Annotated in this window: 26 protein-coding genes and 5 pseudogenes; 13 read left to right on the forward strand and 18 right to left on the reverse strand. The window is 72.7% G+C overall.

Annotated features, from left to right (window positions below; genetic code table 11):
* Positions 1-23 precede the first annotated feature (23 nt).
* Positions 24-1,382 (reverse strand): lysine N(6)-hydroxylase/L-ornithine N(5)-oxygenase family protein, encoded by a 1,359-nt coding sequence (locus H8R17_RS23960; protein ID WP_187825273.1) that lies wholly within the window; start codon positions 1,380-1,382, stop codon positions 24-26.
* A gap of 247 nt (positions 1,383-1,629) precedes the next feature.
* Between H8R17_RS23960 and H8R17_RS23965 the strand changes: the two genes are divergently transcribed.
* Complete coding sequence (locus tag H8R17_RS23965) at positions 1,630-2,577, forward strand: methionyl-tRNA formyltransferase (RefSeq protein WP_187825274.1); 948 nt, start codon at positions 1,630-1,632, stop codon at positions 2,575-2,577.
* 317 nt (positions 2,578-2,894) lie between these two features.
* Complete coding sequence (locus H8R17_RS23970) at positions 2,895-3,185, forward strand: ABC transporter permease (RefSeq protein WP_187825275.1); 291 nt, start codon at positions 2,895-2,897, stop codon at positions 3,183-3,185.
* Positions 3,186-3,198: 13 nt separating this feature from the next.
* Here H8R17_RS23970 and H8R17_RS23975 read toward each other — a convergent pair whose 3' ends face one another.
* Positions 3,199-3,567, reverse strand: coding sequence for a hypothetical protein (locus H8R17_RS23975; RefSeq protein WP_187825276.1), 369 nt, complete (start codon positions 3,565-3,567; stop codon positions 3,199-3,201).
* A 575-nt stretch (positions 3,568-4,142) separates the two neighbouring features.
* Between H8R17_RS23975 and H8R17_RS23980 the strand changes: the two genes are divergently transcribed.
* Positions 4,143-5,339, forward strand: coding sequence for a PAS domain-containing protein (locus H8R17_RS23980; RefSeq protein WP_187825277.1), 1,197 nt, complete (start codon positions 4,143-4,145; stop codon positions 5,337-5,339).
* A gap of 135 nt (positions 5,340-5,474) precedes the next feature.
* Here H8R17_RS23980 and H8R17_RS23985 read toward each other — a convergent pair whose 3' ends face one another.
* The gene (locus H8R17_RS23985; RefSeq protein WP_187825278.1) at positions 5,475-6,275 is read right to left on the reverse strand and encodes a putative protein N(5)-glutamine methyltransferase; all 801 of its coding nucleotides are present in this window, start codon (positions 6,273-6,275) and stop codon (positions 5,475-5,477) included.
* 193 nt (positions 6,276-6,468) lie between these two features.
* On the reverse strand, positions 6,469-6,603 hold the full coding sequence (locus H8R17_RS47265) for a hypothetical protein (protein WP_262505458.1): 135 nt from the start codon (positions 6,601-6,603) through the stop codon (positions 6,469-6,471).
* A 93-nt stretch (positions 6,604-6,696) separates the two neighbouring features.
* On the opposite strand from H8R17_RS47265, the gene H8R17_RS23990 reads away from it, so the two are divergent.
* From H8R17_RS23990 to H8R17_RS24005, 4 genes are all read left to right on the forward strand, one after another.
* Entirely contained in the window at positions 6,697-7,302 is a 606-nt protein-coding gene (locus H8R17_RS23990) for a sulfite oxidase-like oxidoreductase (RefSeq protein WP_187825279.1), read from the forward strand.
* The gene (locus H8R17_RS23995) at positions 7,295-8,050 is read left to right on the forward strand and encodes a ferredoxin reductase (RefSeq protein WP_187825280.1); all 756 of its coding nucleotides are present in this window, start codon (positions 7,295-7,297) and stop codon (positions 8,048-8,050) included. Before H8R17_RS23990 ends, H8R17_RS23995 begins: the two co-directional genes overlap by 8 nt.
* A 157-nt stretch (positions 8,051-8,207) precedes the next feature.
* On the forward strand, positions 8,208-8,792 hold the full coding sequence (locus H8R17_RS24000) for a hypothetical protein (protein ID WP_187825281.1): 585 nt from the start codon (positions 8,208-8,210) through the stop codon (positions 8,790-8,792).
* A 319-nt stretch (positions 8,793-9,111) separates the two neighbouring features.
* Positions 9,112-10,080 (forward strand): acetylxylan esterase, encoded by a 969-nt coding sequence (locus tag H8R17_RS24005; protein WP_187825282.1) that lies wholly within the window; start codon positions 9,112-9,114, stop codon positions 10,078-10,080.
* A gap of 204 nt (positions 10,081-10,284) precedes the next feature.
* Here the strand turns inward: H8R17_RS24005 and H8R17_RS24010 are convergent, their stop codons facing one another.
* Entirely contained in the window at positions 10,285-11,010 is a 726-nt protein-coding gene (locus H8R17_RS24010) for a class I SAM-dependent methyltransferase (protein WP_187825283.1), read from the reverse strand.
* 195 nt (positions 11,011-11,205) lie between these two features.
* Here H8R17_RS24010 and H8R17_RS24015 point away from each other — a divergent pair, with 195 nt between their 5' ends.
* The 3 genes and pseudogenes from H8R17_RS24015 to H8R17_RS24025 form a co-directional block, all read left to right on the forward strand.
* Positions 11,206-11,406 (forward strand): hypothetical protein, encoded by a 201-nt coding sequence (locus H8R17_RS24015; protein WP_187825300.1) that lies wholly within the window; start codon positions 11,206-11,208, stop codon positions 11,404-11,406.
* Positions 11,407-11,676: 270 nt separating this feature from the next.
* Positions 11,677-12,816, forward strand: coding sequence for a transcription termination factor Rho (gene rho / locus H8R17_RS24020; RefSeq protein WP_187825284.1), 1,140 nt, complete (start codon positions 11,677-11,679; stop codon positions 12,814-12,816).
* Between the two features lie 98 nt (positions 12,817-12,914).
* A pseudogene (locus H8R17_RS24025) lies at positions 12,915-13,799 on the forward strand (D-alanyl-D-alanine carboxypeptidase family protein); the annotation flags it as partial.
* A 35-nt stretch (positions 13,800-13,834) separates the two neighbouring features.
* Here the strand turns inward: H8R17_RS24025 and H8R17_RS48790 are convergent.
* Together H8R17_RS48790 and mptB are read right to left on the reverse strand one after the other, a co-directional pair.
* On the reverse strand, positions 13,835-15,196 hold the full coding sequence (locus H8R17_RS48790; RefSeq protein WP_316959513.1) for a glycosyltransferase 87 family protein: 1,362 nt from the start codon (positions 15,194-15,196) through the stop codon (positions 13,835-13,837).
* A complete protein-coding gene (mptB, locus tag H8R17_RS24030; RefSeq protein WP_187825286.1) occupies positions 15,193-16,587 on the reverse strand; it encodes a polyprenol phosphomannose-dependent alpha 1,6 mannosyltransferase MptB in 1,395 nt (464 codons plus the stop codon). Before mptB ends, H8R17_RS48790 begins: the two co-directional genes overlap by 4 nt.
* A gap of 379 nt (positions 16,588-16,966) precedes the next feature.
* Here mptB and H8R17_RS24035 point away from each other — a divergent pair, with 379 nt between their 5' ends.
* From H8R17_RS24035 to H8R17_RS24045, 3 genes are read left to right on the forward strand one after another with little or no spacing between them, the layout of a single operon-like run.
* Positions 16,967-18,259: an ROK family protein gene (locus tag H8R17_RS24035; protein WP_187825287.1), complete on the forward strand. Its 1,293-nt coding sequence runs from the start codon at positions 16,967-16,969 to the stop codon at positions 18,257-18,259.
* Entirely contained in the window at positions 18,256-18,402 is a 147-nt protein-coding gene (locus tag H8R17_RS24040) for a hypothetical protein (protein WP_223125402.1), read from the forward strand. The genes H8R17_RS24035 and H8R17_RS24040 overlap by 4 nt, the downstream gene beginning before the upstream one ends.
* Entirely contained in the window at positions 18,399-19,856 is a 1,458-nt protein-coding gene (locus tag H8R17_RS24045) for a sulfatase-like hydrolase/transferase (RefSeq protein ID WP_187825289.1), read from the forward strand. The genes H8R17_RS24040 and H8R17_RS24045 overlap by 4 nt, the downstream gene beginning before the upstream one ends.
* Here H8R17_RS24045 and H8R17_RS24050 read toward each other — a convergent pair.
* The 11 genes and pseudogenes from H8R17_RS24050 to H8R17_RS24100 form a co-directional block, all read right to left on the reverse strand.
* Positions 19,849-20,567: pseudogene (locus tag H8R17_RS24050) on the reverse strand (glutaminase); the annotation flags it as partial. The gene H8R17_RS24045 and the pseudogene H8R17_RS24050 sit on opposite strands and share 8 nt — an antisense overlap.
* 188 nt (positions 20,568-20,755) lie before the next feature.
* On the reverse strand, positions 20,756-21,772 hold the full coding sequence (locus tag H8R17_RS24055; RefSeq protein WP_187825297.1) for an asparaginase: 1,017 nt from the start codon (positions 21,770-21,772) through the stop codon (positions 20,756-20,758).
* A gap of 32 nt (positions 21,773-21,804) precedes the next feature.
* A pseudogene (locus H8R17_RS24060) lies at positions 21,805-22,050 on the reverse strand (L-asparagine permease); the annotation flags it as partial.
* 107 nt (positions 22,051-22,157) lie between these two features.
* A complete protein-coding gene (locus H8R17_RS24065; protein ID WP_187825298.1) occupies positions 22,158-22,835 on the reverse strand; it encodes a FadR/GntR family transcriptional regulator in 678 nt (225 codons plus the stop codon).
* Between the two features lie 160 nt (positions 22,836-22,995).
* Positions 22,996-23,832, reverse strand: a complete 837-nt coding sequence (locus H8R17_RS24070; protein WP_187825290.1) for an undecaprenyl-diphosphate phosphatase — start codon at positions 23,830-23,832, stop codon at positions 22,996-22,998.
* Positions 23,833-23,898: 66 nt separating this feature from the next.
* Entirely contained in the window at positions 23,899-24,273 is a 375-nt protein-coding gene (gene crcB, locus H8R17_RS24075) for a fluoride efflux transporter CrcB (RefSeq protein ID WP_187825291.1), read from the reverse strand.
* A complete protein-coding gene (locus tag H8R17_RS24080) occupies positions 24,270-24,650 on the reverse strand; it encodes a DUF190 domain-containing protein (RefSeq protein ID WP_187825292.1) in 381 nt (126 codons plus the stop codon). The genes crcB and H8R17_RS24080 overlap by 4 nt, the downstream gene beginning before the upstream one ends.
* The gene (locus H8R17_RS24085; RefSeq protein ID WP_187825293.1) at positions 24,647-25,108 is read right to left on the reverse strand and encodes a CrcB family protein; all 462 of its coding nucleotides are present in this window, start codon (positions 25,106-25,108) and stop codon (positions 24,647-24,649) included. The genes H8R17_RS24080 and H8R17_RS24085 overlap by 4 nt, the downstream gene beginning before the upstream one ends.
* A gap of 213 nt (positions 25,109-25,321) precedes the next feature.
* Positions 25,322-25,579 carry a helix-turn-helix transcriptional regulator gene (locus H8R17_RS24090; protein WP_187825299.1) on the reverse strand — a complete coding sequence of 86 codons (258 nt, stop codon included), beginning with the start codon at positions 25,577-25,579 and terminating at the stop codon, positions 25,322-25,324.
* Positions 25,580-25,773: 194 nt separating this feature from the next.
* Positions 25,774-26,157: pseudogene (locus tag H8R17_RS24095) on the reverse strand (glycosyl hydrolase 53 family protein); the annotation flags it as partial.
* A gap of 47 nt (positions 26,158-26,204) precedes the next feature.
* Positions 26,205-26,630: pseudogene (locus H8R17_RS24100) on the reverse strand (beta-galactosidase trimerization domain-containing protein); the annotation flags it as partial.
* Between the last annotated feature and the right edge of the window lie 131 nt (positions 26,631-26,761).

Raw genomic sequence — 26,761 nt, forward strand, 5'->3', positions numbered from 1 at the left:
AGTACGGCCTTCCCAGCGGAGCGCTAACGCGCGGAACTGCCGATCCCGTCGGTGAGCGGACCGGCCTCATCGGTAGCGGACTCACCGCCGCGGTCGAGGACCGAGTCGAGGATCTCGCCGACCCTGATCGCCGTGTTGGACAGCAGGGACGACGTGATGCCGTGCGTGTGCTCCGTGCCGCCCTGCAGGTAGATCCCGCAGCGCAGTTCGGGATCGGTGGCGACACAGTAGTCGCGTGTGACGCGCAGGCGGCCCTCGTCGTCGCGCAGGCAGCGGTCCGCGACCTCGCCGAGGAGTCCGACGGGGTCGGCGGGGCCGTAGCCGGTGGCGAAGACGACGACATCGGCGTCCAGCGGGGTCTTCTCGCCGGTGACGAGGGACTCGACGGTGGCACGGACCTTGTCCGGCGTCTCGATGACGCCGGTCAGGCGGGAGACGTTGAGGAAGCGCAGCCGCTCGGTGCCGAGGACCTTCTCCTGGTACATCTGCCGGTACAGATCGTCGATCAGATCGATGTCCACCACGGAGTAGTTGGTGTTGCCGTGGTATTCCATCAGCCTGCGCTTGACGGCGTCGGGCGCGGCGAAGTACTCGTCGACCGCCGAGGGGTCGAAGATCCGGTTGGCGAAGCTGCTGTCGTCGGCGGGGCTGTAGCCGTAGCGGGAGAAGACGGCGCACACCTCGGCCTCGGGGAAGCGCCGGTGCAGGTAGGCGACGTTCTCGGCGGCACTCTGCCCGGCGCCCACGACGATGAAGCGAGCGGGCGAGGTGCCCTCCAGCTCTTCGACTCTCCTCAGGAGTTCGGAGTTGTGCCAGAGGCGGCCGGTGCGCTCCACGCCCTCCGGCATGAGGGGACGCAGGCCGGTGCCGATGACGAGGTTGCGGGCCCGGTGCACCGCGAGCCCCTCCTCCGAGCGGACCGTCACGTCCAGGTACTCCACGGCTCCGTCGCGGACGACGGGCGTGACGCCGACGACCTCGTGGCCGTAGGAGACCATGTCGTCGACCTTGGCCGCGGCCCACTCGAAGTAGTCGTGGAACTCCACCCGCAGTGGGAAGAGGGTCTTGTGGTTGAGGAAGTCGATCAGCCGTCCCTTGCTCTTGAGGTAGCAGAGGAAGCTGTACTCGCTGGCCGGGTTCCGGAGCGTCACCAGGTCCTTGAGGAAGGACACCTGCATGGTGGCGTCGTCGATGAGCATGCCGCGGTGCCAGCCGAACCGCGGCTGCTGCTCGAAGAAGTGAGCGGTGACCGCTCCCTGCCTGCCGACGCGTGCGTTGTGCTCGTTGAGCGCGATCGCCATCGCCACGTTGGACGGCCCGAAGCCGACGCCTATGAGGTCGTGGATCAGTGGTGCGTCGTCGCCAGGAAGAGCCTGTGCCATGTCACTCCCATCGTGCGGGTCGGCCGCCGGATGCGGCAGCCGCTTGTCGAGCCGGGAATTGGGCACACCGGCGGAGCCGCGGCCCAAAACTTAGGTAAGGCTAAGCTGATCCCGTGGAGCTGTCGATAGGCAAAACGGACAACGGAGGTGCATCACCTTCAACACGCACTTCAGCAGGACCCGTTGCATACTTAGGTAAGCCTTGCTTTACTGTCGCTGGCCATTCCCTGCGCTGAGGAGGAACCCCATGCGGGTCGTCATGTTCGGTTACCAGACCTGGGGGCATCGCACCCTGCAAGCCCTCCTGGACTCCGAACACGACGTGGTGCTGGTCGTGACGCACCCCAAGAGCGAGCACGCGTACGAGAAGATCTGGAGCGACTCGGTCGCCGACCTCGCCGAGGAGCACGGCGTCCCGGTGGTCATCCGCAACCGGCCCGACGACGAGGAGCTGTTCCAGCGCCTCAAAGAGGCCGATCCGGACATCATCGTGGCCAACAACTGGCGGACCTGGATCCCCCCGCGCATCTTCGACCTCCCGCGCCGCGGCACGCTGAACGTGCACGACTCGCTGCTGCCGAAGTACGCCGGCTTCTCCCCGTTGATCTGGGCCCTGATCAACGGCGAGCCCGAAGTGGGCGTCACCGCGCACATGATGAACGACGAGCTCGACGCCGGCGACATCGTGCGCCAGGAGTCGGTGCCGGTCGGACCGAGGGATACAGCGACCGACCTGTTCCACAAGACCGTCGACCTGATCGCCCCGGTCACCATCGGCGCGCTCGGCCTCATCGCAGCCGGGCAGACGGAGTTCGCCAAGCAGGACCGCTCGCAGGCGAGCTTCTTCCACAAGCGGTCCCTCGAGGACAGCCGCATCGACTGGACCTGGCCGGCGGAGGACCTCGACCGCCTGGTCCGCGCCCAGTCCGAGCCGTACCCCAGCGCCTACACCTTCCACAAGGGCAAGCGACTCGGGGTCCTGGCCGCGGTCGTGTCCGAGGGCCGGTACGGCGGCACGCCCGGCCGCATCTTCTACCGCGAGGGCGACGGCGTGGTCATCGTGGCCGGCGCCGACGCCCGCACCGGCCGCAACCACGGGCTGGCGATCACGCGCGTGCGGACCGAGGACGGCCGGCAGCTGCCCGCGACCGAGTACTTCACCTCCATGGGCGGCTACCTCACCACCCACCCCTGACACGCCGGCCCCACCGACAGGTCGGCCCCGGTACGGTCCCGGGGCCCACAGGACATCGCCGCGCTGCGGGGTTCCCAGTCCCCGCACAGCGGCGAAGTCTTCCCCGGTCACGCGCCCAACTCCCGCCGCGCCCAACGTCACCGCGGACGCCGCGGACACTCTGCTGCCCGTCAACACCGCGCTCGCCACCGCCCTGGTCGTCCTGCTGCTCGCGGTGGCCTGCTTCCTGTTCCTGATGGTCGCCGTGCAGCCCGCACCCCGCCGGGCGGCGCATCACCGTCAACCACACGTGGTGGTGGGCCGCCCTGCCGATCGCGGTGCCCGTAAGCCCGGTCGTCGCCGGTCTGGTGCTGGCCGGCCTGCTGACCGTGCCCGGCATCGCCAACGTCCCGGTGATACCGGCATCCTCATCGGCGGCGCGCTCACCGCGACGGTGCTCGGGCGCCTTCGTCGGCATGCCGCTGGCCGGCGTCTCACCCGTGCTCGCCGGCGCCGTCCGGGTCTTCGTGCTCATCGCCCTGCTGGCCGTCGAGGCGCTCTCCGTGGCCCTGACCGTCGCACTCGTCGCCCGCCGCAAACTCCACCGCGAGACCGGGAAGCGCTCCTGAAGCCCTTCCGGAGTCAGCCGGGCTTGGTCTCCAGCCGCACGTGCAGCTCCTCCTCCTGGTCACCGGAGGCCGTGCTCAGGTCGTGCACGGTGAACAGGGAGTCGAGGGTCCTGCGAAAGCGTTCGACCGCCCAATAGCCGCCTTGCAGGTCGGCGTCGACGGAGGACGACAGGCGGGCCGGACGGGCGCCCTCATGCGCGTCGGCGACGTCGAACGTGCCGAGCCAGACCGTCGGGCGCGTCTGAGACAGCTCTTCGGGTACGTCCTCCGCGCACCGGTCGGAGGCGAAGCACGCGCACAGCGTGTCGAACACGACCCGAGCGTCGTCCTTGCTGCATCCGCTGATCTCCACCGAGACGGATTCCGGGTACTCGCTGTCCATCGTGGTCGCTCCTCTCGTGGCGGCGGTGCGCTACCCGGGTGCCCCGCAGGGCCGCACCCCACCCACAGAAAAACCAGCAGGCGGGACATGGTGCCCCGCTCCCCCGCCGGCATCCACTGGCCCTCCGGCTAGCCACCCACGAGTCGTTCGCCGCCTCGCCCGCGGCGAGCGTGTGGACGTACTCCGCCCAGCCGCCGCCCGGCGCCTGCACGCGGCCGGACACCTCGGCGGGGACCGCGGTGCCGGGGGCACAGGGGCATGGGGCGGCTCCTCCGTGGGGGGGACGGTTCCGGCGGACAGTCTGGCCCGATCTTATCGTCATGTACAGATCAAAGAGGTACGGTGCGGGACCGCCGATGGTCGATTCGGTGACTCGCCGTGCCCGGCCGGGGCCGCTCCGGAGCCGTCGGCGCAACTGCCCCGCCCGCGTGCCGGTTTCTCAGGACGCCCACCCCTGAGTTGAGGGATGGTGGAGAAGCGCGCGGGTGGCCCCGCAGGCAGGTTGAGCGCGATAGAACAAGGGAGTCGGCACGGGGGACTTCGTGCCGAGTGGATCGGCGAAGGCGGTGCCTGGGATGACAGCACTCGGGACTCCCGTGGCGGAAGGCGAGGAGCCCGTACGCGGCCCCGTGCGGCCGAGCGGACTGCTGGACGTGCTGGGGGTGGCCTCGGTGGTGCTGGACACCGAGGGGCGGATCGTGCTGTGGAGCCCCCAGGCCGAGGAGCTGTTCGGCTATCCGGCGCACGAGGCGCTCGGCCAGTACGCCGCCCGGATCATGGTCCACGAGCAGCACCTCGACCTGGTCGTCAAGCTGTTCTCCGACGTCATGGCCACCGGCGAGGGCTGGGCCGGGGCGTTCCCGGTGCGGCGCAAGGACGGCAGCACCCGGCTCGTGGAGTTCCGCAACATGCGGCTCATGGACGACCGGGGCGATGTGTACGCGCTGGGGCTGTGCGCCGATCAGTCGACCGTGCGCCTGCTGGAGCGGGACGTGGCGCTGTCGAGCCGGATGGTGGCGCAGTCCCCGATCGGGCTGGCCGTCCTGGACACCGGCCTCAGGTACGTCTCGGTCAACCCGGCGCTGGCGCGGATCAACGGCCTGCCCGCCGAGAAGCACCTCGGGCGGACCATCCGCGAGGTGCTGCCGCTGATCGACATCGGCCCGCTCGAAGCGGCGGCACGCGAGGTGCTGCAGACGGGCCGCCCGCTGGTCGACCAGCAGATCGTGGGCCGGGCCCAGTCCGATCCGGACGAGGACCACGCCTGGACGATCTCCCTGTACCGGCTGGAGGACGCCCTCGGCACGGTGCTGGGCGTGGCTGCCTCGGTGGTGGACGTCACCGAGCAGTACCGGGCGGGCGTCGAGGCCGAGGCGGCCCGGCGGCGCCTCGCCCTCATCGCCGACGCCTCCGCCCGGATCGGCACCACGCTGGAGCTGGACCGTACCGCCCGCGAGCTGGCCGACGTGGCCGTGCCGGAGCTCGCCGACGTGGACCTGCCCACCGGAGCGCCGCTGGGCGTGGGCGGCGTCGCCTTCACCACCACGACGGTCGACCTCGAACCCGGCGACCGGCTGGTGTTCTACACCGACGGCCTCGTCGAGACCCGTCGTCACCTGCTGGACGAGCGGCTCGACACGCTGCTGGCCCTGCTGGACGGCCCCGACCGCCCGCTGGACGAGGTCTGCGACCTCCTTCTGCAGGCCCTGCGCGAGCCGGACAACTCCGACGACGTGGCCCTGCTCATCGCCCGCGCGCGGCCGATGCCGTAGCCGAACCGGTTCACCTGCACGCGCGGTGGTCGCGGCCGCCGCGTCCCCCTCGTCGTGCTGGCCACCGCCGCCCGGCACGGTGGCGTACGGCGCGCCGGGCGCCGGCAGTGGCGTACAGCGGCCGCGACGCCGGCCCTACGCTCCCCTGCTGCCCACCACCACGGTGGCGTACCGCTCCTCGCACACGGCGAGCCGGGTCGTCAGGCCGCCGCGGGTGAAGGCGTCCACGGCCGTCGGCGCCTGGCGTTCGCTGGTCTCCACCAGTACGCAGCCGCCGGGCGCCAGCCAGCGCACCGCCTCGGCGGCGACCCGGCGCAGCACGTCGAGGCCGTCCGAGCCGCCGTCCAGGGCGGCCGGCGGCTCGTGGTCGCGGGCCTCCGCGGGCAGCAGATCGATATCGCCGGTGGGCACGTACGGCACGTTGGCCGCAAGGATGTCGACGCGGCCGCGCAGTTCGGCGGGCAGCGCCTCGAACAGGTCGCCCGCGTGCACCCGGCCGCCGACGGCGGCGACGTTGCGGCGGGCGCAGCGCACGGCGGCAGGGTCTATGTCGGCGGCGTGCAGCTCGACCCGGCCGAGCACCGTGGCCAGCGCGGCGCCGACGGCTCCCGAACCGCAGCACAGGTCCACGACGGCGGCCGCGTCCGGCCGCTGCGCGAGGGCCTGTTCGACGAGGAACTCGGTACGGCGACGGGGCACGAAGACGCCCGGTTCGACCGCTATGCGCAGGCCCCGGAACTCGGCCCAGCCGAGGACGAGTTCGAGGGGCTGTCCGGCGACCCGGCGGTCCACCAGGGCGGCCAGCTCGTCCGGGGTGCGGGCGGCGGCCAGGAGCAGTTCCGCCTCCTCCTCGGCGAAGACACAGCCCGCGGCGCGCAGCGCGGCGACGACGGAGCCGGCCGACGGGGAGGAAGAGGCGGGGAAACGGGAGGGCATGGGAGAACGAGAGCCTTTCGGGAGCCGAAGGGCGCTCTCGCGGTCACCTGCCTGCGGCGGTCCGCGGCGACGGGAGGCGAGAGCACCCGGCCTGACACGGCATCAAGAGGTCGCACCTCCTCGTTCCCTCGACGGCCGGACGGTCCGCGGCCGGAGACAGCGATACTACCCGGCGTGCCCCGGCGGGGGCGCCTCACCCGCGGGCCGCCACCGGCCACAGCGCCGCAACCTCGCCGGGATCCTTCAGCACCCCGCACAGGCCGACGAGGCCCAGTACGGCGGGCTGGGGTGATTCCCGGACCGGGGAGGGGCCGGCAAGGTGCGGCACGTACGGTGGAGTACGTCATCACTGATCACGTATGACCACTGATCACGCCGGTCGGCGGGCGCCGTCGGTCCGGCTCGAAAGGCTCCACCCCGCATGAACATCACTCGAGGCTTCACCGGGCGCCCGCGCGTGGCCGACCCGGGTCTGCCGCCCGGCCAGTACGACGCCGGCGACGACTGGCCCGTGCTGTCCGCCGAGGTCACCCCCGACCTCGCACCCGCCGACTGGACGTTCCGCGTGGACGGCCTGGTGGCAGCGCCGCGCACCTGGGACTGGGAGCAGGCGCACGCACTGCCCGAGTCGGTGTACGAGGGCGCCATCCACTGCGTGACGAGCTGGTCGAAGTTCGGGACGCGGTTCGGCGGCGTGTCCCTGGACGCCTTCCTGGGGAGGGTGCGCCCGCTGCCGTCCGCCACCCACGCCGTGGCCTACTCCCACACCGGGTACACCACGAACCTCCCGCTCGCCGACCTGACCGGCGGGCGCGCCTGGATCGCCTGGGAGCTCGACGGGCAGCCGCTGCCGCCCGAGCACGGGGGTCCGGCGCGGCTGCTGGTACCGCACCTGTACTTCTGGAAGAGCGCCAAGTGGGTCGCGGGCCTGAAGATCCTCGACCACGACGAACCGGGGTTCTGGGAGCAGAACGGCTATCACGAGCGGGGCAACCCGTGGGAGGAGCAGCGGTACTCCGGTGACTGAGACCTTCACTCCCCCGACGCGGTTCGCCGTGCCCGGGCGCATCGCCGTGAGCGCGCCGGCCGCCTCGGTGTGGCAGACCGCAACGCTCACCGAGATCCGCCGCGAAACCCCGCGCGCCGCCACCTACCGGTTGGCGGTAGCCGGCTGGCCGGGACACGTGCCCGGCCAGCACCTGATGCTGCGGCTGACCGCCGAGGACGGCTGCACGGCCCAGCGCCACTACTCGATCGCCTCCGCACCCGACGACTCCGGGCACATCGAGCTCACCCTCGACCATGTCGACGGCGGTGAGGTCTCCGGCTGGTTCCACACGGTCGCCCGGCCCGGTGACCGGGTCGAGGTGCGCGGCCCGGTCAGCGGCTTCTTCGCCTGGCCCGGCGACCGGCCCGCGCTGCTCGTCGGCGCGGGTTCCGGGGTCGTGCCGCTGATGTCGATGGTGCGGTACCACCGGGCGCGCGGGCTGTCGGTGCCGCTGCGGCTGCTGGTGTCGGCGCGCTGCCCCGAGGAGCTGATCTACGCGCGCGAGTTCGGCGCGGAGACGACGCCGGTGTTCACGCGCCGGGCGCCGGACGGGGTGCCCGGCGGCCGTATGACGGCCGCGCACGTGGCACCGCTGCTGGCCGAGGCGCCGCCCGGCGGGTGGGAGGCCTATGTGTGCGGTTCGAACGCCTTCGCCGAGCACGCCTCCCGGCTGCTCGTGGGGGCCGGCCAGCCCGTGGACCGGATCCGGATCGAGCGCTTCGGCTGAACCGGGTTTCGTCGCGGTGCGGCCGGGCACTCCTGAGGTCCGGGAGGGGCCCGCGGTGCGCGATGTCCGCCCGACGGGGTACCAGATCTCTGTGGGCACCGGCACCCGTTGCCCTGTCTGGCGGGCCCTCCGGCCGGGGTGACGGCGAGGAGGTGACATGCGGACCCGGGTACGCGGCTGGCGCTGGCGGCGCAGTCCGTTGCGGCGCCGGTCGGATGTCGTCGAGGCGTGGACGGTGCTGGCCGTCGCCGCCCTGCTGTGCGTGGGCGCGCCCCTGGCGGGGGCGGTCGCGGCCTGGTGGGCGCATGGCGAGGCGCGGGCGATCGCGACGGAACAGCGCGCCGAACGGCATCGCGTCCGTGCCGAGGTGGTCCGTACGACCAGCGTCCGGCTGCCGTCGGCGCAGGCGAACGACGACCGGGCCCGCCAGGCGACGGTCCACTGGACCGAGCCGGGCGAGGGCCGGCGCACCGCGACGGCACGGGTCCCGGCGGGCGCCCGGCAGGGCGACGTGGTGGACCTGTGGTTCGACTCCCGCGGGCGCAGCGTGCCGCCGCCGGTGAGCGGCCCCGAGGTCTGGCAGCACTCCGTCACCCTGGGCGCCTTTGCCGCAGGCGGCGTGGCGGCGCTGGTGCTCATCGGGCACCGGGCCGTACGCCGGGTCGCACTGCACCACCGGCTGGCCGAGTGGGAGCGCGAGTGGGCCCGCACGGAGCCGGAGTGGACGCATCGCGGGGCGTGAGCAGCACGCCGCGCGGAACCCGCCGACGACCGCACGCTCACGCCACCGCACCGGTGACTGCACGCTTACTCAACCCCCGCCGGCAACCGCACACGTCCGCAACCCTGCCGATGATCCGACCTCCGCACGCCAACGAAAATCCGCCAGCCATCCCCGCCCACCCCCACCGATGGCCGATTCAGCCCTCTTGACCAGCAGATCGTCGCTTCGCGAGCGCGTGTGACCGGCGCAGCGGAGTGCGCCAAAGGCCTGGCGAGTCATCCGATCACCCACGTACGGTGTGATCACCCGCGCTGTCTTCTCACCAAGGCGGTCCCACATGGCCCTGTTCGACCTTCCGCTCGACGAACTCCGCGAGTACCGCAGCAAGTCTGCCGAGCCCGAGGACTTCGACGCGTTCTGGTCCAAGACGCTCGAAGAGGCCCGCGAGCACGACCTGGACGCCCGCTTCGAACCGGTCGACACGGGCCTCAGCACGGTCGAGGTGTTCGACGTGACGTTCGCCGGGTTCGGCGGTCACCCGGTCAAGGGCTGGTTCAGCCTGCCCGCCGGGGCGGACGGCCCGCTGCCGTTGGTCATGGAGTTCATCGGCTACGGCGGCGGGCGCGGGCTGCCGCACGAACACCTGCTGTGGGCGTCGACCGGTCGCGCGCACTTCATCATGGACACCCGCGGCCAGGGCAGCGGCTGGGGCGGCGGTGGCGGCACCCCGGATCCCGTGGGCGGCGCGCCCGCGTATCCCGGCTTCATGACCCGGGGCATCGACGCGCCCGAGAACTACTACTACCGCCGGGTGTTCACGGACGGCGTACGTGCCGTGGAGGCGGCCCGCTCGCACCCGCTGACCGACCCGGCGCGCACGGTGGCCCTCGGCGGCAGCCAGGGCGGCGGCATCACGATCGCCGTGGGCGGCCTGGTGCCGGACCTCGCGGCGATCGCACCGGACGTGCCGTTCCTGTGCGACTTCCCGCGCGCGGCCACGCTCACGGACCGCCACCCGTACCGGGAGATCGGCCTGTACCTCAAGACGCACCGCGGCCGCACCGAGGACGCCCTGCGCACACTCTCCTACTTCGACGGCGTGCACTTCGCCGCGCGCGGCCGGGCCCCGGCACTGTTCTCGGCGGCTCTGGAGGACCAGACCTGCCCGCCCTCGACGGTCTTCGCGGCCTTCAACGCCTGGGCGCACCACGAGAAGGCGATCGAGGTGTACGACTTCAACGACCACGAGGGCGGCGGCCCCTACCAGGAGGCGGCCAAGGTGCGCTGGATGCGCTCGTACGCCTGAGCCCGACCGGGTTCGTGCCGGAAGCCTTCCGTCCAATCCGACCAGTCGGCATGTTCTGGTGTCCGCGCGGGGCGCGGGTTCACGGTCACTGCGACCCGCGGTTCGCGGCGGTACGCGCGGCGTTCGCGGAGAACTTCCGGGGGCGCCTCGCCCTGGAGGCCCCGGGAGGACCCTGGCCTGGCGTGCGATGGCCAACCCGTGCCGTCAGGCCGTCTTCCCGGCCACGACCAGCCGGACGCGCGGGCTGCCGTCGGCGCGTCGGCCGAACTCGGGCAGGGCGTGCAGGTCCACGCGGAACCCGGCCCGGACCAGTTCCCGTCGTACGTCGCCGAGCCGGAAGGCCCGGTAGTACATGACGAACTGCGGCCGCCACACCGCGTTGCGCACCCGCATCACCGCGTCGAAGCCCGCCAGCATCCAGTAGACGGGGCTGGTGGGCCGGGGCGGGGCGACGAGGGGGAAGGCGAAGCGGCCGGCCGGCCGCAGCACGGAGTGGACCTGGGCGAAGAGGCCCGGCAGTTCGCGCGGCAGGAAGTGCCCGAACGCCCCGAAGCTGACGACCAGGTCGTAGGCCGGGGCGAACGGCAGGGCACGCGCGTCCGCGCGGACCCAGTCGACGGCCGGCCCCGCCGGCCGTGTGCGCTCCCGGGCGACGGCGAGCATCCCCGCGCTGAAGTCGACGCCGGTGACCCGGTCCCGGCACACCCTGGCCAGCACGTCGACCCCGGCACCCGTGCCGCAGCACAGATCGAGCCCGGCACCGAAGGGGCCCATCCGCTCCAGCGCCGAGGCCACGGCGTCGAGCACCGAGTCGGGCGTACGGAAGGGGGTGTGGTCGAACTTGGGCGCGAGCAGGTCGTAGCCGCGCTCGACGGACGACAGCGCCTGGACGGCGAGTTCGCGCAGACTGGGTCCTTCGGGGCTGAACATCGGGTCACCCTACGGGAGCGCGCGGTTCGAGGACGGTGAGGAGGCGCTCGCACCAGCGGAGGTTCTCCTCCTCGAAGGCTACCCCGGCCATGCGGGTGAGGCAGGGCCGGCGGCGCAACCACGCAGACCAGCGGTCATCGTCAGCCTCCCAGACGGTGGCCCGCCAGCCAGACGTCCGGCCCGTCGCCCGCCGTCGTGCGCGGCGCAGGGCTGCATGCGGCGCCCCCCGGTCAGAAATCGCCGCTCGGCGTCGTTCTCGACCAGCTTCAGCGCCCGCTCGTACGCCTCGGCCGCCTGCGCCGTACGGCCCGCGCGGCGCAGCGCACGGAATCCGGCTGGTGGCGGCTGCCCGGGCCGCGGATCCCGCTTCTCTACGGCCTGTTGGCCGTCCGCTGAACACCGTGAGTGGTACAGTTCGAGTAGCACTCGTGCACGCCCCCATCCGGGGCGCCGGTGCCAGTTCTCTCTCTGTCAGCTGATCGGACGTCGGCTTTCGACCAGCACATCAGCTTCTCAGCACCACCTCGTGAACAGGGCTCTTGTGCCGTACCCGAGGTGCTGTTCCCGCCGCCCGGAGGCGCGCTGTGCGCCCCTCCCCCGTGCGGCTTCTGACCTCCCTTCCCTCCGCATGCCTCATGCCTTCCGTCCGCGAAAGGACACACCATCATGACCACCACACTCGAACACCCTCCCGTCCAGCAGGCCCCTGCCCGGGTCGCCCTGGGTGTCCTCGACATCGACGCGGGCGGGAAGGGCCACCTGCGGGCCGACAGCCTCCTGCCGTCGTCGGCCGACCCGGCTGTCTCCCCCGCCGTGATCCGCCGGTACGGATTGCGCAAGGGTGACCTCGTCGAGGGTGTCCACGGCGACCGGCGCGGCCTGACCGAGGTCGCCACGGTCAACGGCCGCCCTCCCGAGGAGCTGCGCGTACGCCGCCACTTCCGGGACCTGACACCGCTGCACCCGCACGAGCGGCTGCGGCTCGAACACCCGGCGGCCGGTCTGGCCGGGCGGGTCGTCGACCTGATCGCGCCGGTCGGCAAGGGCCAGCGCGGGCTGCTCGTGGCCCCGCCGAAGACCGGCAAGACCGTCCTCCTCCAGCAGATCGCCGCCGCCGTCGCCGGCAACCACCCCGCGTGCCGGCTCATGGTCGTACTGCTCGACGAGCGCCCCGAGGAGGTCACCGACATGCGGCGCTCGGTGCGGGGCGAGGTGTACGCCTCGACCTTCGACCGGGCGGCCAAGCAGCACATCGCGCTGGCCGAGCTGGTGATCGAGCGGGCCAGGCGGCTGGTCGAGGCCGGCGAGGACGTCGTGATCCTGCTCGACTCGCTGACCCGGCTGTGCCGGGCGCACAACAACGCGGCCGCGTCCGGTGGCCGCACCCTCAGCGGCGGCGTCGACGCGGCCGCGCTGCTCGGACCGAAGCGGTTCTTCGGCGCCGCCCGCCAGGCCGAGGAGGGCGGCTCGCTCACCATCCTCGCCACCGCCCTGGTGGAGACCGGCTCCCGCGCCGACGACTTCTACTTCGAGGAGCTGAAGGGCACCGGCAACATGGAGCTGCGGCTGAGCCGCGATCCGGCCTCGCGCCGCGTGTTCCCGGCCGTCGACATCACCCCCTCCGGCACCCGTCGCGAGGAACTCCTGCTGCCCCAGGCCGAGTTGACCGCCGTACGCGGCCTCAGGCGGGTGCTGCGGGACCGGGACGGGCAGGGCGGTCTGGAGACGCTCCTGGAGCGGATGCGCCAGACGCCGGACAACGCGGCGTTCCTGCGGCTGGTCCAGCCGACGCTGCCCGCCGGCTGACGGTCCGTCCGGTACGGCAGTGCGGCATCCGGGTGCTCGCGCGGGTCGTTCGGCCCGGCCGGGGCGCTGTTCGGCGAATGCATTCCTACGTTTGCGGTATGACTATCAGTTTTACTTCTCGGGCTGTCGTGTCGGCCTGTGCACTCTGCACGGTGGGTCTGCTGGCGCTCGCACCCGCAGCGGCGACGCCCCGCTCCGGGGCAGACCCCGGACCGCCGGACGGTTCCCGGGCGGCGCTGCCGCCGCCCTCCCTGCTGTACCGCCACGGCACACAGGTCCGGCCGCGTGCCGGGGCGCCCGAGGTCCCGGACGTCTCCGCGCGGTCCTGGCTGGTGGCCGACGCCCGCACCGGCGAGGTGCTGGCCGCGTACCGCGCGCACCGCAGGCTGCCGCCCGCCAGCACGCTGAAGACGCTGTTCGCGCTGACGGTGCTGCCGGCCCTGCCGGCCGGCATCCGGCACACGGTCCGCGAGGAGGAGCTGGACGGCATCGGCCCGGGCAGCAGCCTGGTCGGGGTCGCCGAGGAACGCACCTACCGGGTCGCCGACCTGTGGCGCGGGGTCTTCCTCAACTCGGGCAACGACGCCGTGCGCGTGCTGGCCGAGTTGACCGGCGGCCGGCGCGCCACGGTCGCCCGGATGCAGGCCAAGGCCCGCGCGCTCGGCGCCCACGACACGCGGGTGCGGTCACCGGACGGCTACGACATGCCGGGCCAGGTGTCGTCGGCGTACGACCTGGCGGTGTTCGGCCGCGACGGGCTGCGCAACGAGGAGTTCGCCCGGTACTGCGGCACGGCCGAGGCCCGCTTCCCGGGCGCGCGCGGCTGGTCGTACCCGATCCGGAACACCAACCGGCTGCTGACCGGTGCCGACGGCGTGCGGCCGTACCGGGGGCTGATCGGCATCAAGAACGGCTACACCAGCCGCGCGGGGCACACGCTCGTGGCCGCCGCCCGCCGCGGCGGGCGCACGCTGGTCGTGACGGTGATGAACCCCCGGGCGGGCGGCGGGCTCACCGTCTACGAGGAGGCTCGGTCGCTGCTCGACTGGGGTTTCGCCGCGGGCGGGCGGGTGGATCCGGTGGGGTCGCTGGACGCGCTGCGAGTCGGGCCGCGGCCCGCTCCGGAGGCGGTGCCCGTGGTGCGGGCGTCGCCGCCGGACGACAGGCCGGGATGGGCGGAGGCCGGGGCGATCACGGGCGCCGGCGGGCTGGGCGCGGGGTTCGTGGCGCTGGTGCTGAGAGTGCTGCGGGTCAAGGTCGTCCGTTCCGGGGAGAGTTGACCCGTGGGCAGCCACAGCAGCAGGCCGAGCGTGATCCACGCGTAGGTGTTGCTGCCGACGAACCCGTCGATGCCGGAGGCGTCGTCGAACCACAGCCACACCACGCTGGTGCACATCAGCGCGTACAGGGCGCCCGCGACGCGCGGGTACCCGGCGCGGACCAGCACGGCGAAGGACGGCAGCACCCACACCAGGTGGTGCACCCAGGTGACCGGGCTGACGAGGCACGCGGCGAGCCCGGTGAGGGCGAACGCGGCCGTCCATTCCCCGGCGGCGGCCGCCCTGCTTGCCCGTACCGCCCACACGGCGAGGACCAGCAGCACCGCCGTCGCCCAGACCGTGTGGTCCGGTTCGCCCAGCCGGGCCAGGATGCCCTGCACCGACTGGTTGGAGACGTAGTCGAGTCGGCCCACCCGGGTGGTGTCCCACAGCGCGTCGGTCCAGTAGAACCACGACGCGTCCGGGGCCACGCACGCCGCCAGGGCGGTGGCTCCGAAGGCGACGGCCGTCGCCACGGCCGCGGCACGCCAGCGCCGGGCGAGCAGCAGCAGGCCGATGAACAGCGCAGGCGTGAGCTTGACGGCCGCCGCGAGCCCGACCCCGATACCCGCCCAGCGGGTCCGCCCGGTCGCGAGCAGCCAGGCGTCGGTGAGGACCAGGGCCAGCAGCAGGACGTTGACCTGGCCGAAGCTGAAGGTGTCGCGCAGCGGTTCGAACAGGGCGAGCAGGCAGGCGGCCAGGGCGCAGCCGTACCAGCCGTGGCGGCGCCAGTCCCGGCCGGTCAGGATGCGCAGGACGACGGCCAGGGCCGCGAGGTTGAGCAGCAGGGCGACGGCGATCGCGGCGCGCAGGCCGAGCAGGGCCATCGGGAGCATGGCGACGGCGGCGAACGGCGGATAGGTGAAGCCGTACGCCGTACCCGGCACTTGGTAGTCGTAGAGGCGGCCGCCGTGGTGGATCCAGCTGTCGACGGCGCCGTGATAGACGCGCAGGTCGAACCAGCCCCGCAGCAGGGGGACCGTCGCGGTGAACACGGTCACGGCGGCGGCCAGCACGAGCACCAGCAGCAGGCGTCCGCGGTCCGTGGCGGGCCCTCTCATGCGGTCCGCCCGGCTGCCGGTGCCAGTTCCGCCTGGTGGGCCTGCCACAGGACGACCGCGGCGAGCGCGCCGCCGGAGGCGGCCAGCAGCAGCTGCCCGGTGTCCGCGGGGCTGCCGCTGGGCAGCACGGACAAAGCGAGCACCCCGGTCAGAGCCGCCGTCCGGTGCCGTACGGAAGTGCTGGGCGCGGCGGCGGCGATGAGGAACAGGCCCCACAGGGCGTACCAGGGGCGGATCGCCGGGCCGAGGGCGGCGACGGCCGCGAGGCTCAGGCCGAGCGCGTACACCGGGCGCGGGCGCAGCCGCAGCCAGATGAGCAGGATGGCGACGACGGCCGCCGCAACGCCCAGGGTGCGCCAGGCGGGGACGGCCAGGGGCGCGAGGTCGCTGCCCAGGTGCTCCAGTACGGCGCCGGTGGCGCGGCCGAGGAGGCTGGTGAGGGCCCAGTTGTGCGGGGACACGGGGGTGTTGAGGGCGCCGATCCAGCCGTAGCCGGTCCCGGCGGCGGCCGTCGCGGCGATCGTCGTGGCCGCCGCCGCGAGGGCGGTCGTCGCCACGGCCGGCACCGGGCGGCGGCCCGCGCGCACCTGGAGGACGACGACCGCGGCCAGTCCGAGCACGGCCGGGGCCTTGACCAGGGCGGCGAGGGTGACGAGTACGGCGCCGAGAACCGGCCACCGGCCGAGCGCGGCGACCAGGCCGGCGCCGAGCAGTCCCAGCATGACCGCGTCGTTGTGGGCTCCCGCGACCAGGTGTAGCAGCACCAGCGGGTTGAGGGCGCCCAGCCACAGCGCGGCGGCCGGGTCCGCGCCGCTGTGCCGGGCCAGCCGGGGCAGCGCGGCCGCCATCAGCGCCACGCCGGCCAGCGCCACGAGCCGCATCCCGAGCAGCCCGGCGGGGAGTTCGCCGCGGGTCAGGCCGGACAGGGCGGAGGCGAGAGCGAGGAACACCGGGCCGTACGGGGCTGTGGTGTGCTGCCAGAGGGGGGCGACCTCGTCGGCGAGCGGGCCGCCGAGCCGGGACGGGCCGTGCGCGTACACGTCCAGGTGCGCGTCGACCATGGCGCCCTGCGCGAGGTAGCTGTACACGTCCCGGCTGAACAGCGGCGGCGCGAGCAGCAGCGGGGCCGACCAGACGGCGAGGACCAGCAGCAGGGTGCGGGGCGTGGGCGGTTCGGGGCCGCGTATCAGCCGTCCGAGCAGGGCCCAGGCCGCGATCAGCAGGACGACGCCGAAGTACACGCCGACCAGGCCGAGGGCGGCGCGGGCGGAGGCCGGGGCGATCAGCTCCCGCACGGGCAGGGCTCCGGCCGTCTCACCGCCCAGGGCGAGGGCGGTGGTGCCGGCCAGACCGAGTATCTGGCAGCGGCGGAGATCGACGGGGAAAGCCATGGCCAACACTCGGGCAGCGTGGCAACGCCGGATGGCCGGAAGTTGACGTGCCGGCCTCTGGGCAGCGGCCTGCGTGTTACGGACGTGTGGATCTCCGGCCAGTCGGGCGCGGACAGGTGGGCCGCATGGCGACGTCGGCGGAGGCGGCCGGGGCGAAGCCGGGGCTGTTGCGCGCCGTCGCGGGGCGGTACGGCGGGGCTCGTCGAGCGATGGGCACCGAGGACGCCGAGGGGGTCCCCAGGGGACGGGGAAGGGGCCGTGCGGGAGGCCGTCCTGTCGCCCTTCCGGATCGAGCATCTGGCAGGCCGCTTCCCGGCCAAGACGTTCAGCTCCGGACGGATTTTCTCCGACCTGTTGACGAAAATAGGTGACCGTCTCCATGCTGTCCCTCATGTCACCGCGTGAGGGCGGCCCACTGGCGCGTCTGCGCCGGGGCCACGAGGAGCTCGTCCTGGAACTGCTGCGCAGGCACGGTCCGCTCAGCCGGGCCGAGTTGGGCAGGCGCAGCGAGCTGTCCCGGACCACGCTGTACGACATCGTCACCGCGCTCCTGGACAACGGTGCCGTCGTGACGTCGACGCCCGCGCCCGCCGAGCGCAGGCGGGGTCGGCCGGTCGAGACGCTGACCCTGCACCCCGGAGCGGGGCAGGTGATCGGCCTCGACTTCGCCCGCCGCGCGGTGCACGTGGCCGCGGTCAACGTCGCGCACGAGCTGATCGGTTCGGCCACCGAGCCGCACGACGCCGACCTGCCCTGGGACGACCGCGTCGATCTCGCCGAGCGGCTGATCGATTCCCTGGCCGGGGGCACGCTACGGCTCGGCGCCCTGAGCGGCGTCGGTGTGGGCGTGGTGGGTCCGGTGGGCGACATGGAGGCTGGCGACGACAGCGAGAACGCCGCAGGGGCCGACGCGCGTGAGGGCGCCGGCCGACCGGGAAACGCCGGCCCCGCGCCGGCCGACGGCGCCGAAGGCTCCCGTACCGACCTCGCCCTCCTGCTGCGCAAACGCTTCGGCGTCCCCGTGCTCGTCGACAACAACGCGCGGCTCGCCGCTCTCGCCGAGGCGACCTGGGATGCCGCGGCGGGCGACCAGGACGTGGTGTATCTGCGGCTGTCGCACGGCGTCGGCGGAGGTCTGGTGGTCGGCGGTGCGCTGCACCGGGGTGCCGGCGGGCTGTCCGGCGAGATCGGGCACATCACCGTCGAGCCGGACGGACGCCGGTGTTCCTGCGGCAAGCGGGGGTGCCTGGAGACGGTGGCCTCCGTCGGCGCCGTCCTCGACACGTACGGCCGGGCGGACGACCTGCCCGCGCTCCTCGCCGACCCGGCCGCCGCCGGCGTACTGGACGCTGTCGGCAGGCACGTCGGCACCGTGCTCGCCGCCGTGTGCAACGCCATCGGGCCCGGCGTCGTCGTGCTCGGCGGCGAACTCGCCGAGGCGGGCGCGGCCCTCCTGGGGCCGGTCGAACAGGCACTGACCGCGCACCTCATGCCGCTCTCCCGCCACCGCGTCGACCTGCGCCGCGCGACCCTCGGCGAGACGGGCGGCGCGCTCGGCGCCATCGCCCTGGTCCTGCACAGGTCCCCCCTGCTCACCGACTACCCCGCCACCGACCCCCTGAAGGACACCCAGCGCCCGCCACACAGACCCCCGAGGCAGCCATGGCCGTGATCACCGCACCCGAGAAGCGGACCGCGAGATCCGCGCCCCGCGACAGGAGGGCAGTTCCCGCACTCATGCTCAACCTGGTCGCCGGTGTCGCCGTCCGGGCGGTCGCCGAGGGCGCGCTCCACACGAAGGCGGCCGTCGCGTGAACGTCCTGTTCCTGATGACCGATCAGCATCGCGTCGACACGCTGGGCTGCTACGGCAACCCGCACGTCGCCACCCCGAACCTGGACCGGCTCGCGGCGACCGGCACCCGCTTCGACCGCTTCTACACCCCCACCGCCATCTGCACCCCGGCCCGGGCCAGCCTGCTCACCGGCCAGGCCCCGTTCCGCCACCGGCTGCTCGCCAACTACGAGCGGAACGTGGGCTACTCGGAGGACCTGCGCGAGGACGCGTTCACCTTCCCGGCCGCACTGGCCGAACGGGACTACCGCCTGGGCCTGATCGGCAAGTGGCACGTCGGCACCCAGCGCACCGCCGGATCGTACGGCTTCGAGGGGCCCGACCTGCCGGGCTGGCACAACCCCGTCGACCACCCGGACTACCTCGCCTACTTGGAGGAGCGGGGCCTGCCCCCGTACCGGATCACCGACCCGGTGCGCGGCACCACGCCCAACGGCAACCCGGGCAACCTGCTGGCGGCCCGCCTCCAGCAGCCGGTGGAGGCGACCTTCGAGCACTACCTAGCGACGCGCACGATCGAGCAGCTGGACAGGTACGCCGCGGACGGCCGGCCCTTCTTCCTGGCCACGCACTTCTTCGGCCCGCACCTGCCGTACCTGCTGCCGGACGCGTACTACGACCGCTACGACCCCGAGTCGGTCGAGCTGCCGGTGTCGATCGCGGAGACCTTCGAGGGCAAGCCGCCGGTGCAGCGCAACTACAGCGCGCACTGGACCTTCGACACGCTGCCGATCGAGGTCACCCGCAAGCTGGTCGCCGTCTACTGGGGTTACGTCACCCTCATCGACGAGCAACTCGGCCGTGTCCTCACGCGGCTCGACGAGCTCGGGCTCACCGACGACACCGCGGTCTTCTTCACCGCGGACCACGGCGAGTTCACCGGCGCCCACCGGCTGCACGACAAGGGCCCGGCGATGTACGAGGATATCTACCGCATCCCCGGGATCGTCCGCGTGCCCGGCGAACGCCCGCAGGCGCGGCGGGAGTTCGTCACACTCACCGACTGCACGGCGACCATCCTCGACCTGGCCGGCTGCGACACCGCACCCGCGACGGACAGCCGCAGCCTGCTGCCGCTGGTGCGTGGTGAACACCCAAAGTGGCCCGGCGAGTTGCTGGCCGAGTTCCACGGCCACCACTTCCCGTACCCGCAGCGCATGCTCCGCGACGACCGCTACAAGCTGGTCGTCAACCCGGAGTCGGTCAACGAGCTCTACGACCTGGCCGCCGACCCGCACGAACTGATCAACCGGTACGCGCACCCTGAGCTGGCCCCGGTACGCCGCAGCCTGATGCGGCGTCTCTACGAGCTGCTCCGGGAGCGGGGCGACAACTTCTACCACTGGATGACGCCGATGTTCGAGATCGGCGCCTCCGACTACGACACCAGCCTGAGCTCGTTCGAATCAGCATGATCGCGTTGATCTGCTTGGCCTGGCTGCGGGTGAGCAGCCGGGTGCCGTCGGCGCGGATGCCGTGCCGGGCGAGGAACGTGGCGGCGAGGGCGAGGTCGGCGCAGGACGCGCCGACCGAGCACTGGCGGAAGTACTGGTCGAGCAGGACCGGCACCGGGCCCGCGATGTTGCCGTAGGACGCCATGAAGTGGGCGAGGGCGGCGTTGCGGTCGCCGTGCGCGGTCTCGGAGGCGGCGACCTCCTTGTCGAAGGTGAGAGCCGGGTTGCCGCTCTCGGCGCGGAGGAACTCCAGCAGGGTGCCCGCCGCGTCTCCGGTACGGGTGTGCAGGCGGTCGGTGACGACGAGGGCGCCCGCGTTGATGAACGGGTTGCGGGGGATGCCGTCCTCGTGCTCCAACTGCACAAGGGAGTTGAAGGGATTGCCGGAGGGCTCGCGGCCCACGTGCTCCCACAGGGCGTCGCCCTCGCGGGCGAGGTCCAGGGCGAGGGAGACCTTGGTGAGGGACTGCGCCGAGAACGGCTGCCGCCAGTCCCCGCGCCGTACACCGTGCCGTCCGGCTCGGCGACGGCCATGCCGAAGCGGCGCGGGTCGCAGGCGGCGAGCGCCGGGATGTAGTCGGCGGGCCGACCGCGGCCGGGGGTCCGCTCGATCTCCTCGGCGATGCGCTCCAGGACCGGCTGGAAGGTCATGGACGAAGGGGAGGCTGCCATGATCACATTGTCCCTCCGGGTCGGTCCGGGCACGCATTCGCAGGTCGTACGCGACGTCAGGCGAGGGCCCGGCTGCCCGCGGCCGCCTCGGGCCGCAGCAGGCCGGCCAGCTTCGGGGCGGGCAACAGGCCTTTCTCCAGGACGAGTTCGGCCATACCGCGGCCGATGGCGAGGAATCCGGCACCTCCTCAGGCGCAAGCCGAAACCACAACCGGCTCCAGCGATCGAACGGGCCGCACATGCCCGACCGCCCGGCCACCACCAAGAAGCGCCTCGCCCTGAAACTCGCCGAGCACCTCCGGATCGACCCCGGCCCACGCAAGCGCCGCGGCAGCGACCGGCAAACGCGCCCGATTCGCACCGTCGGCGATCTTCACGGCGACGGCCCGGCCGTCGGGCAGCGCGGCCACCTGGACGCCCTCGAAGCCGTCCTTGGCGAGCAGCCCCGGCACGGCCCGCATCAGTGTGGCGACGTCCCGCCCGGAGCCGGAGGACATCTCGGAGTGCTCGCGCATGGCGTCGGCGACGCGCGCTTCCGGGGTGCCGGGCGCTGCGGTGGTGATGCGGGCGGCGGCGCGGGCCAGGCCGTGCAGGGAGATCGAGAACAGGGGGGCACCGCAGCCGTCGACGGTCACGGCGGCGATGCGCTGCCCGGTGAGGTCCTCGACGATCTCGGCGATGGCCTGCTGGAGGGGGTGCGCGGGGTCGAGGTAGTCGTCGAGGGACCAGCCGTTGAGCACGCACGCGTAGAGCATGGCCGCGTGTTTGCCGGAGCAGTTCTGGGCGAGGCGGGAGGGCAGGCGGCCCTCCCGCACCCAGGCGTCCCGGACGACCGGGTCGAACGGCAGGTCCGGGACGTTGCGCAGGTGGTCCTCGGTGAGGCCGGCGAGTCCGAGGATGCGCCGGCTGCCGGCGAGGTGGCGTTCCTCGCCGGAGTGGCTGGCCGCGCTCAGCGACAGCAGGTCCCCGTCGAGCGGAAGCCCGGCCCGCGCCATGGCGGCGGCCTGGAGGGGCTTGAGTGCCGAGCGCGGATGGAACGCGGCCTCGATGTCGCCGAGCTGGAGCTGGACCTCGCCGTCAGCGCCGAGGACGACGACGGAGCCGTAGTGGATGCCCTCCACCACCCCGCCGCGTATGAGGTGGGCGACGGGGGTGTGCAGGGGTTCACGGACCAGGGGTGCGTCCGCGAGGGAGGTGCTGTACATCTCTGCCTCGGGGTCGTGGGCCGACGCAGGGGTCACGCGCCGGCTCCGGTGGTGGACTTGTCGGCGATACCGCCGCGGATGGCGAACCATCCGGCGACCAGTGCGGCGACGATCAGCGGCAGGCACAGCACGGTGGTGCGTCCGGGGCCGCCGTCGGCGTACATGAGGACCAGGACGGAGGCGAGGAACGCCAGCGTCACGATCTCGGTCCAGGGGGAGCCCGGCAGCCGGTAGCCGGGACGGGTCAGCTCGCCCTTCTGGGTCTTCCGCCAGAAGATGGCGATCATGTTGACGTGCCGGGACTTCAGGGACTTGCTGTAGCCCGCGTCTCCGGCGTCGACGTGACCGGCCGATGGGCGCGTCTCTTCGGTGAGGTGTTGCTCGCTCACGCCTCGGGGCTGCCTTCCGTGGGGGTGTCCGTGCGCGCGGGGCGCACGATGTCGGTGAGGGTGGTCTCGACGCGGTCGATGTGGTGGGCCACGGCCTCTTCCGCGTCGTGCGGTGAACCGTCGAGCAGTGCCTCGACGATGGCCCGGTGCTCCCGGTTGGACTGCTCACGGCGGCCGCCCAGTTCATTGAGGAAGGCGGACTGGCGGGCCAGCGCGTCCCGGATCTCCTCGATGACCCGGCGGAAGACCGGGTTCTGGGCGGCCTCGGCCACGGCGAGGTGGAAGAGGGTGTCCATCGCGACCCACGCGGTGGTGTCCGTCTCCCGCTCCATCCGGTCCAGCAGGTGGGCCAGGTGGTCGAGGTTCTCCGGGGTGCGGCGCCGGGCCGCGTAGCCGGCGACCGGAATCTCGACGTGGCGGCGCACCTCCAGCAGGTCGCTGGCCGCGTAGTCGCCGAAGGTGGGGTCCTCGACGGCGTTGGCGACGACGAAGGTGCCCTTGCCGGTCCTGGAGACGGTCAGCCCCATGGTCTGCAGGGCCCGCAGGGCCTCGCGCAGCACGGGCCGGGAGACCTCCAGGGTGCGGCACATCTCCGCCTCGGAGGGGAGCTTGGCGCCGATCGCGTACTCGCCGCGCTCGATGGCGCCGCGGAGGTGGCCGAGCACCGCTTCCATGGCGCTGACGCGCCTCGGTACCGGGCCACCTGTCTGGCTGTCTGACAGGTTCACGGGGTGATCCTGCGGGTGGCGGGACGCGGCTGTCAAGCGGCGTAAAAGATGTGGTTCAGGGGCGGCAGACATGAACCCGCTTGCCGCCCCCTACAGCACCGTCCGGTCAGCTGCTGAGAGAACCGGTGGCGAGCAGGCCCAACAGCAGCACGCCGACGATGATCCGGTAGACCACGAAGGCGTTGAAGGAGTGCTTGGTGACGAACCTCAGCAGCCAGGCGATGGAGGCGTAGGCGACGACGAAGGAGACGACCGTGCCGGCAGCGAGCGGGACCGCGCCTACGCCGGTCCCCAGAGCGTCCTTGAGTTCGTACAGGCCGGCGCCGGTCAGGGCGGGGATACCCAGGAAGAACGAGAGCCGGGTGGCGGCCAACCGGTCCAGGTCGAGGATCAGCGCGGTGGACATGGTGGCGCCGGAGCGGGAGAAGCCGGGGAAGAGCAGGGCCAGGATCTGGGAGCTGCCGACCAGCATGGCGTCCTTGAAGGAGGTGTCGTCCTCGCCGCGCTTGTGCCGGCCCATCTGGTCGGCGGTCCACATCACGCCGCTGCCGACGATCAGCGAGCCCGCGACCACCCACAGCGAGGCGAGCGGCCCTTCGATGAGCGGCTTGGCGGCCAGGCCCACGACGACGATCGGGACGGTCGCGGCGATCACCCACCAGGCGAACTTGTAGTCGTGGTGGTGGCGCTCCTCCTTGCGGGCCAGCCCGCGCAGCCACGCGGAGACGATCCGCACGATGTCCTTGAAGAAGTACACGAGCACGGCAGCGATCGCGCCGACCTGGATCACGGCCGAGAACCCGACGACCGCGTTGTCCTCGACGGGTATGCCCATGAGCCCCTCGGTGATCTTCAGATGGCCGGTCGAGGAGACGGGCAGGAACTCGGTCACCCCCTCGACGGCTCCGAGGACGACGGCCTGACCGACGCTGATGACGCTCATGGGATCCAGTTCTGCTCAAGGGGGCTACGGAGGGGACCTTCCTACTCCCCCCGGGCAAGAGCGTTCCTAAGCCCAGATCCCCCTGGCCAGCCCCACGCCCGCGAAGGCCGCCGCCAGCCCTGCCGCCACGCTCGCAAGAACGTTGAGGGCGGCGTAGCACCGGGCGCCGGTCTCAGTCAGCCGCAGCGTCTCGTAGGAGAAGGTCGAGTACGTCGTCAGCGCCCCGCACAGGCCGGTGCCGAGCAGCAGTTGCAGGTGAGAGCTCGCGGCGCCCGCAGCTGCGGCGCCGGCCAGCAGGCCGAGGATGAGGCAGCCAGTGACGTTGACCGTGAAGGTGCCCCAAGGGAAGACCGAGTCGTGCCGGGACTGCACCGCCCGGTCGGTGAGGTAGCGCAGCGGGGCGCCGACCATCGCGCCCCCGACGACGAGCAGCCAGTTCACAACGACTTCTTACCCTTCGTGTCCGTGGTGGCGCCGTCGCCCTCCCGGCCGACGTACCGGATGACCTCGCACGCGTCGAGGGTGACGAGTCCTTCGGTGACCAGTTCGTCGAGCTGCGGCAGGAAGGCCCGTACGCGCTCCTCGGTGTCGACGATGACGACGGCGACCGGGAGGTCCTCGCTCAGGGACAGCAGCCGCGAGGTGTGGATCAGGGAGGAGGCGCCGAAGCCCTCGACGCCTCGGAAGACGCTGGCGCCCGCGAGCCCGCCCGTGTGGGCGCGGTGCACGATCTCCGAGTAGAGGGGCCGGTGGCGGAAGGTGTCGTTCTCGCCGACGAACACGGTCAGGCGCAGGGCGCTGCCGGTCAGCCTCGTCATGGCTGCCTCCGCTGCAGGATGCGGCGGGTGGCCGTGGCCGCGAGCCACACCGCGGTGAGCGCCGCGAGCGGGGTCGCGGCGAGGTAGGCCAGTCCGGTGCCCGGGTGGCCGCCGTCGACCAGCTTCTGGATGTCGACGGCGAACGTCGAGAAGGTGGTGAAGCCGCCGAGGACGCCGGTGCCGAAGAACGGCCGCACCAGGCGGTGGGCGGCCCACACGTCGGTGATGACCACCATGAACACGCCGATCACGGCGCAGCCGACGACGTTGATCCACAGGGTCGTCCAGGGGAATCCGCCGGTCTGCACGGGCCACCACAGGGAGGCCGCGTACCGGGCCGCCGCGCCCGCTCCCCCGCCGAGCGCCAGCACCGCGACGACGGGTGCCTGGGCCCGCCAGGCCGGCCGGCGCGCGGCAGCGGCCGGGGCACGCAGGGTCTGTGCTTCGGGGGCTGTCATGGTCGTACGTCTCCTACTCGCCGGGGCCCGGATACGTGGGCGCGCTCCATCGCAAGTAGGGACCGTTGGCGGCACCTGTGCCGCGGTTCGGGTACGGCGGGCCCCACCGCCGCGCCGCGAGAGGTGATCGCGGCCGGAAACAGGGTAACGCCGGAGGGGGACGCCGGTCACCTCGGGGCGTGGCGTGCCGGGCGGCTACCAGCCCAGTGGCGGCTACCAGCCCTTTTCGAACAGGCGCGCCACCTCGGCGATCCGCATCTCGTCGCGCCGGTAGCGGACGCGGCCCGCGTGGGTGCTGGTGCGCAGCAGGCCGACGGCCGCGAGGAGACGGAGATGGGTCTCGGCGACCGGGAGCCGCAGGGCGAAATGCTCGGCCACCATGCCGACGGTGGCTCCGTGCTCGGCGGGGCCGGGCTCCTTCAGCCATGCCAGGATCCGCAGCCGCGTCTCGTCGACGGGAGTCCTCAGCATCTCGTCCACCTCCCTCGCGGGCTCCTTCTCTCTCACGCCCCTTCCCACTGTCGCGCAGTCGACACGGGCACCTCCGGCACTCATCGCCCTTGGCCGGCAACGAACTTCCCTACGGTACAAAGCAGTTCGGGCCGGACACGGGTGCGGGCCCGGCCGCAGAATCGCGGCCGGGCCCGCACGTCAGGGACGCGGGCTCAGCGGTGGCTGAACCACGACATCGAGGACAGGGCGCGATCGTCGTAGCCGAACAGCGCCTGGTTCTCCCAGCCGTTGCCGGAGGCGGCGTCGGTCGGGTCCCAGCCGTTGCCGCCCACCGCGGTCCAGGTGGCCTCCCAGTAGAAGACGCCGAGGCCGCGGCCGTTCGGGACGGCCTCCACGATGCTGGCGATGTCGTTCATCCACTTGGTCTGCCCGGCCACGCTCGCCGGGTAGCCGGAGACCAGCTCACCGCTGGTGTCGATGATGTTGGTGAGCGAGTCCTCGCTGTCCAGCCGGAACGGGTAGGCCGTCTCCGTGACGAACACCGGCTTGCCGTAGCGGGTGGCCGCGTCGTCGATGGTGGTCTGGAAGCCGGCCAGTGCCCGCGGCTCGCGTGGCTCGCACGGGCGGAGGGGCGTATCAAGGCTCAGCCGTCGAGCCGGACGACCCGTACGGCTCCGGCCGGGACCGCCAGGCGGCCCGCGGCGCGTTCGCCCGTCAGCAGCTCGGTGCCGGGGGCGTCCAGCGGCACCTTGGCGTCGGTGGCGGTGTGGTTGACGGCGAACAGGAAGGTGCCCGAGGCGCCGGCGCGGCGCACCACCTCGACGTCGCGGGGCAGGTCGGCGCGCGGCGCGACCCGCGCGTCCTCGATGGCGCAGCCGAGCAGCGCGTCCAGGCCCTCGGCGCCGAGGCGGGTGGAGACGTACCAGGCGGTGCCCTCGCCGTGGCGGTGCCGGGTGACGGCCGGGTGGCCGGCGGTCAGGCCGTCGGCGTACGTCCAGACGGCCTCGGCGCCGCGCGGCACCACGAACTCCGTCCACACGTCGGCGGCTAGCGCCCCGACAGGCAACGTTTGCCCGTCAGGGAGCGGCGTCCGGTGCGTGCTCTCGGCGTGTCGGCCGGAAGCCCTCGTACTGGACGTACTTGGGCTTTCGGCCGGTGCGGCGAGAGGGCGTGCCGGGCGTCGCGACGGGGCGAACGTTG

The sequence above is a fragment of the Streptomyces sp. TRM68367 genome (assembly GCF_014495685.1).
Classification (GTDB): Bacteria; Actinomycetota; Actinomycetes; order Streptomycetales; family Streptomycetaceae; genus Streptomyces.

Excerpts from the sequence above, each read along its gene's own strand:
- H8R17_RS23990 (WP_187825279.1), top strand. The coding sequence starts at position 6,697 with ATGAACATCACTCGAGGCTTCACCGGGCGCCCGCGCGTGGCCGACCCG.
- H8R17_RS24035 (WP_187825287.1), top strand. The coding sequence starts at position 16,967 with ATGCTGTCCCTCATGTCACCGCGTGAGGGCGGCCCACTGGCGCGTCTG.
- H8R17_RS23960 (WP_187825273.1), bottom strand. The coding sequence starts at position 1,382 with ATGGCACAGGCTCTTCCTGGCGACGACGCACCACTGATCCACGACCTC.
- H8R17_RS24080 (WP_187825292.1), bottom strand. The coding sequence starts at position 24,650 with ATGACGAGGCTGACCGGCAGCGCCCTGCGCCTGACCGTGTTCGTCGGC.
- H8R17_RS23965 (WP_187825274.1), top strand. The coding sequence starts at position 1,630 with ATGCGGGTCGTCATGTTCGGTTACCAGACCTGGGGGCATCGCACCCTG.
- H8R17_RS24000 (WP_187825281.1), top strand. The coding sequence starts at position 8,208 with ATGCGGACCCGGGTACGCGGCTGGCGCTGGCGGCGCAGTCCGTTGCGG.
- H8R17_RS24010 (WP_187825283.1), bottom strand. The coding sequence starts at position 11,010 with ATGTTCAGCCCCGAAGGACCCAGTCTGCGCGAACTCGCCGTCCAGGCG.
- H8R17_RS24005 (WP_187825282.1), top strand. The coding sequence starts at position 9,112 with ATGGCCCTGTTCGACCTTCCGCTCGACGAACTCCGCGAGTACCGCAGC.
- H8R17_RS48790 (WP_316959513.1), bottom strand. The coding sequence starts at position 15,196 with ATGAGAGGGCCCGCCACGGACCGCGGACGCCTGCTGCTGGTGCTCGTG.
- H8R17_RS23975 (WP_187825276.1), bottom strand. The coding sequence starts at position 3,567 with ATGGACAGCGAGTACCCGGAATCCGTCTCGGTGGAGATCAGCGGATGC.
- H8R17_RS23980 (WP_187825277.1), top strand. The coding sequence starts at position 4,143 with ATGACAGCACTCGGGACTCCCGTGGCGGAAGGCGAGGAGCCCGTACGC.
- H8R17_RS23985 (WP_187825278.1), bottom strand. The coding sequence starts at position 6,275 with ATGCCCTCCCGTTTCCCCGCCTCTTCCTCCCCGTCGGCCGGCTCCGTC.
- H8R17_RS24055 (WP_187825297.1), bottom strand. The coding sequence starts at position 21,772 with ATGTACAGCACCTCCCTCGCGGACGCACCCCTGGTCCGTGAACCCCTG.
- H8R17_RS24065 (WP_187825298.1), bottom strand. The coding sequence starts at position 22,835 with ATGGAAGCGGTGCTCGGCCACCTCCGCGGCGCCATCGAGCGCGGCGAG.
- H8R17_RS24090 (WP_187825299.1), bottom strand. The coding sequence starts at position 25,579 with ATGCTGAGGACTCCCGTCGACGAGACGCGGCTGCGGATCCTGGCATGG.
- rho (WP_187825284.1), top strand. The coding sequence starts at position 11,677 with ATGACCACCACACTCGAACACCCTCCCGTCCAGCAGGCCCCTGCCCGG.
- H8R17_RS24070 (WP_187825290.1), bottom strand. The coding sequence starts at position 23,832 with ATGAGCGTCATCAGCGTCGGTCAGGCCGTCGTCCTCGGAGCCGTCGAG.
- H8R17_RS24085 (WP_187825293.1), bottom strand. The coding sequence starts at position 25,108 with ATGACAGCCCCCGAAGCACAGACCCTGCGTGCCCCGGCCGCTGCCGCG.
- mptB (WP_187825286.1), bottom strand. The coding sequence starts at position 16,587 with ATGGCTTTCCCCGTCGATCTCCGCCGCTGCCAGATACTCGGTCTGGCC.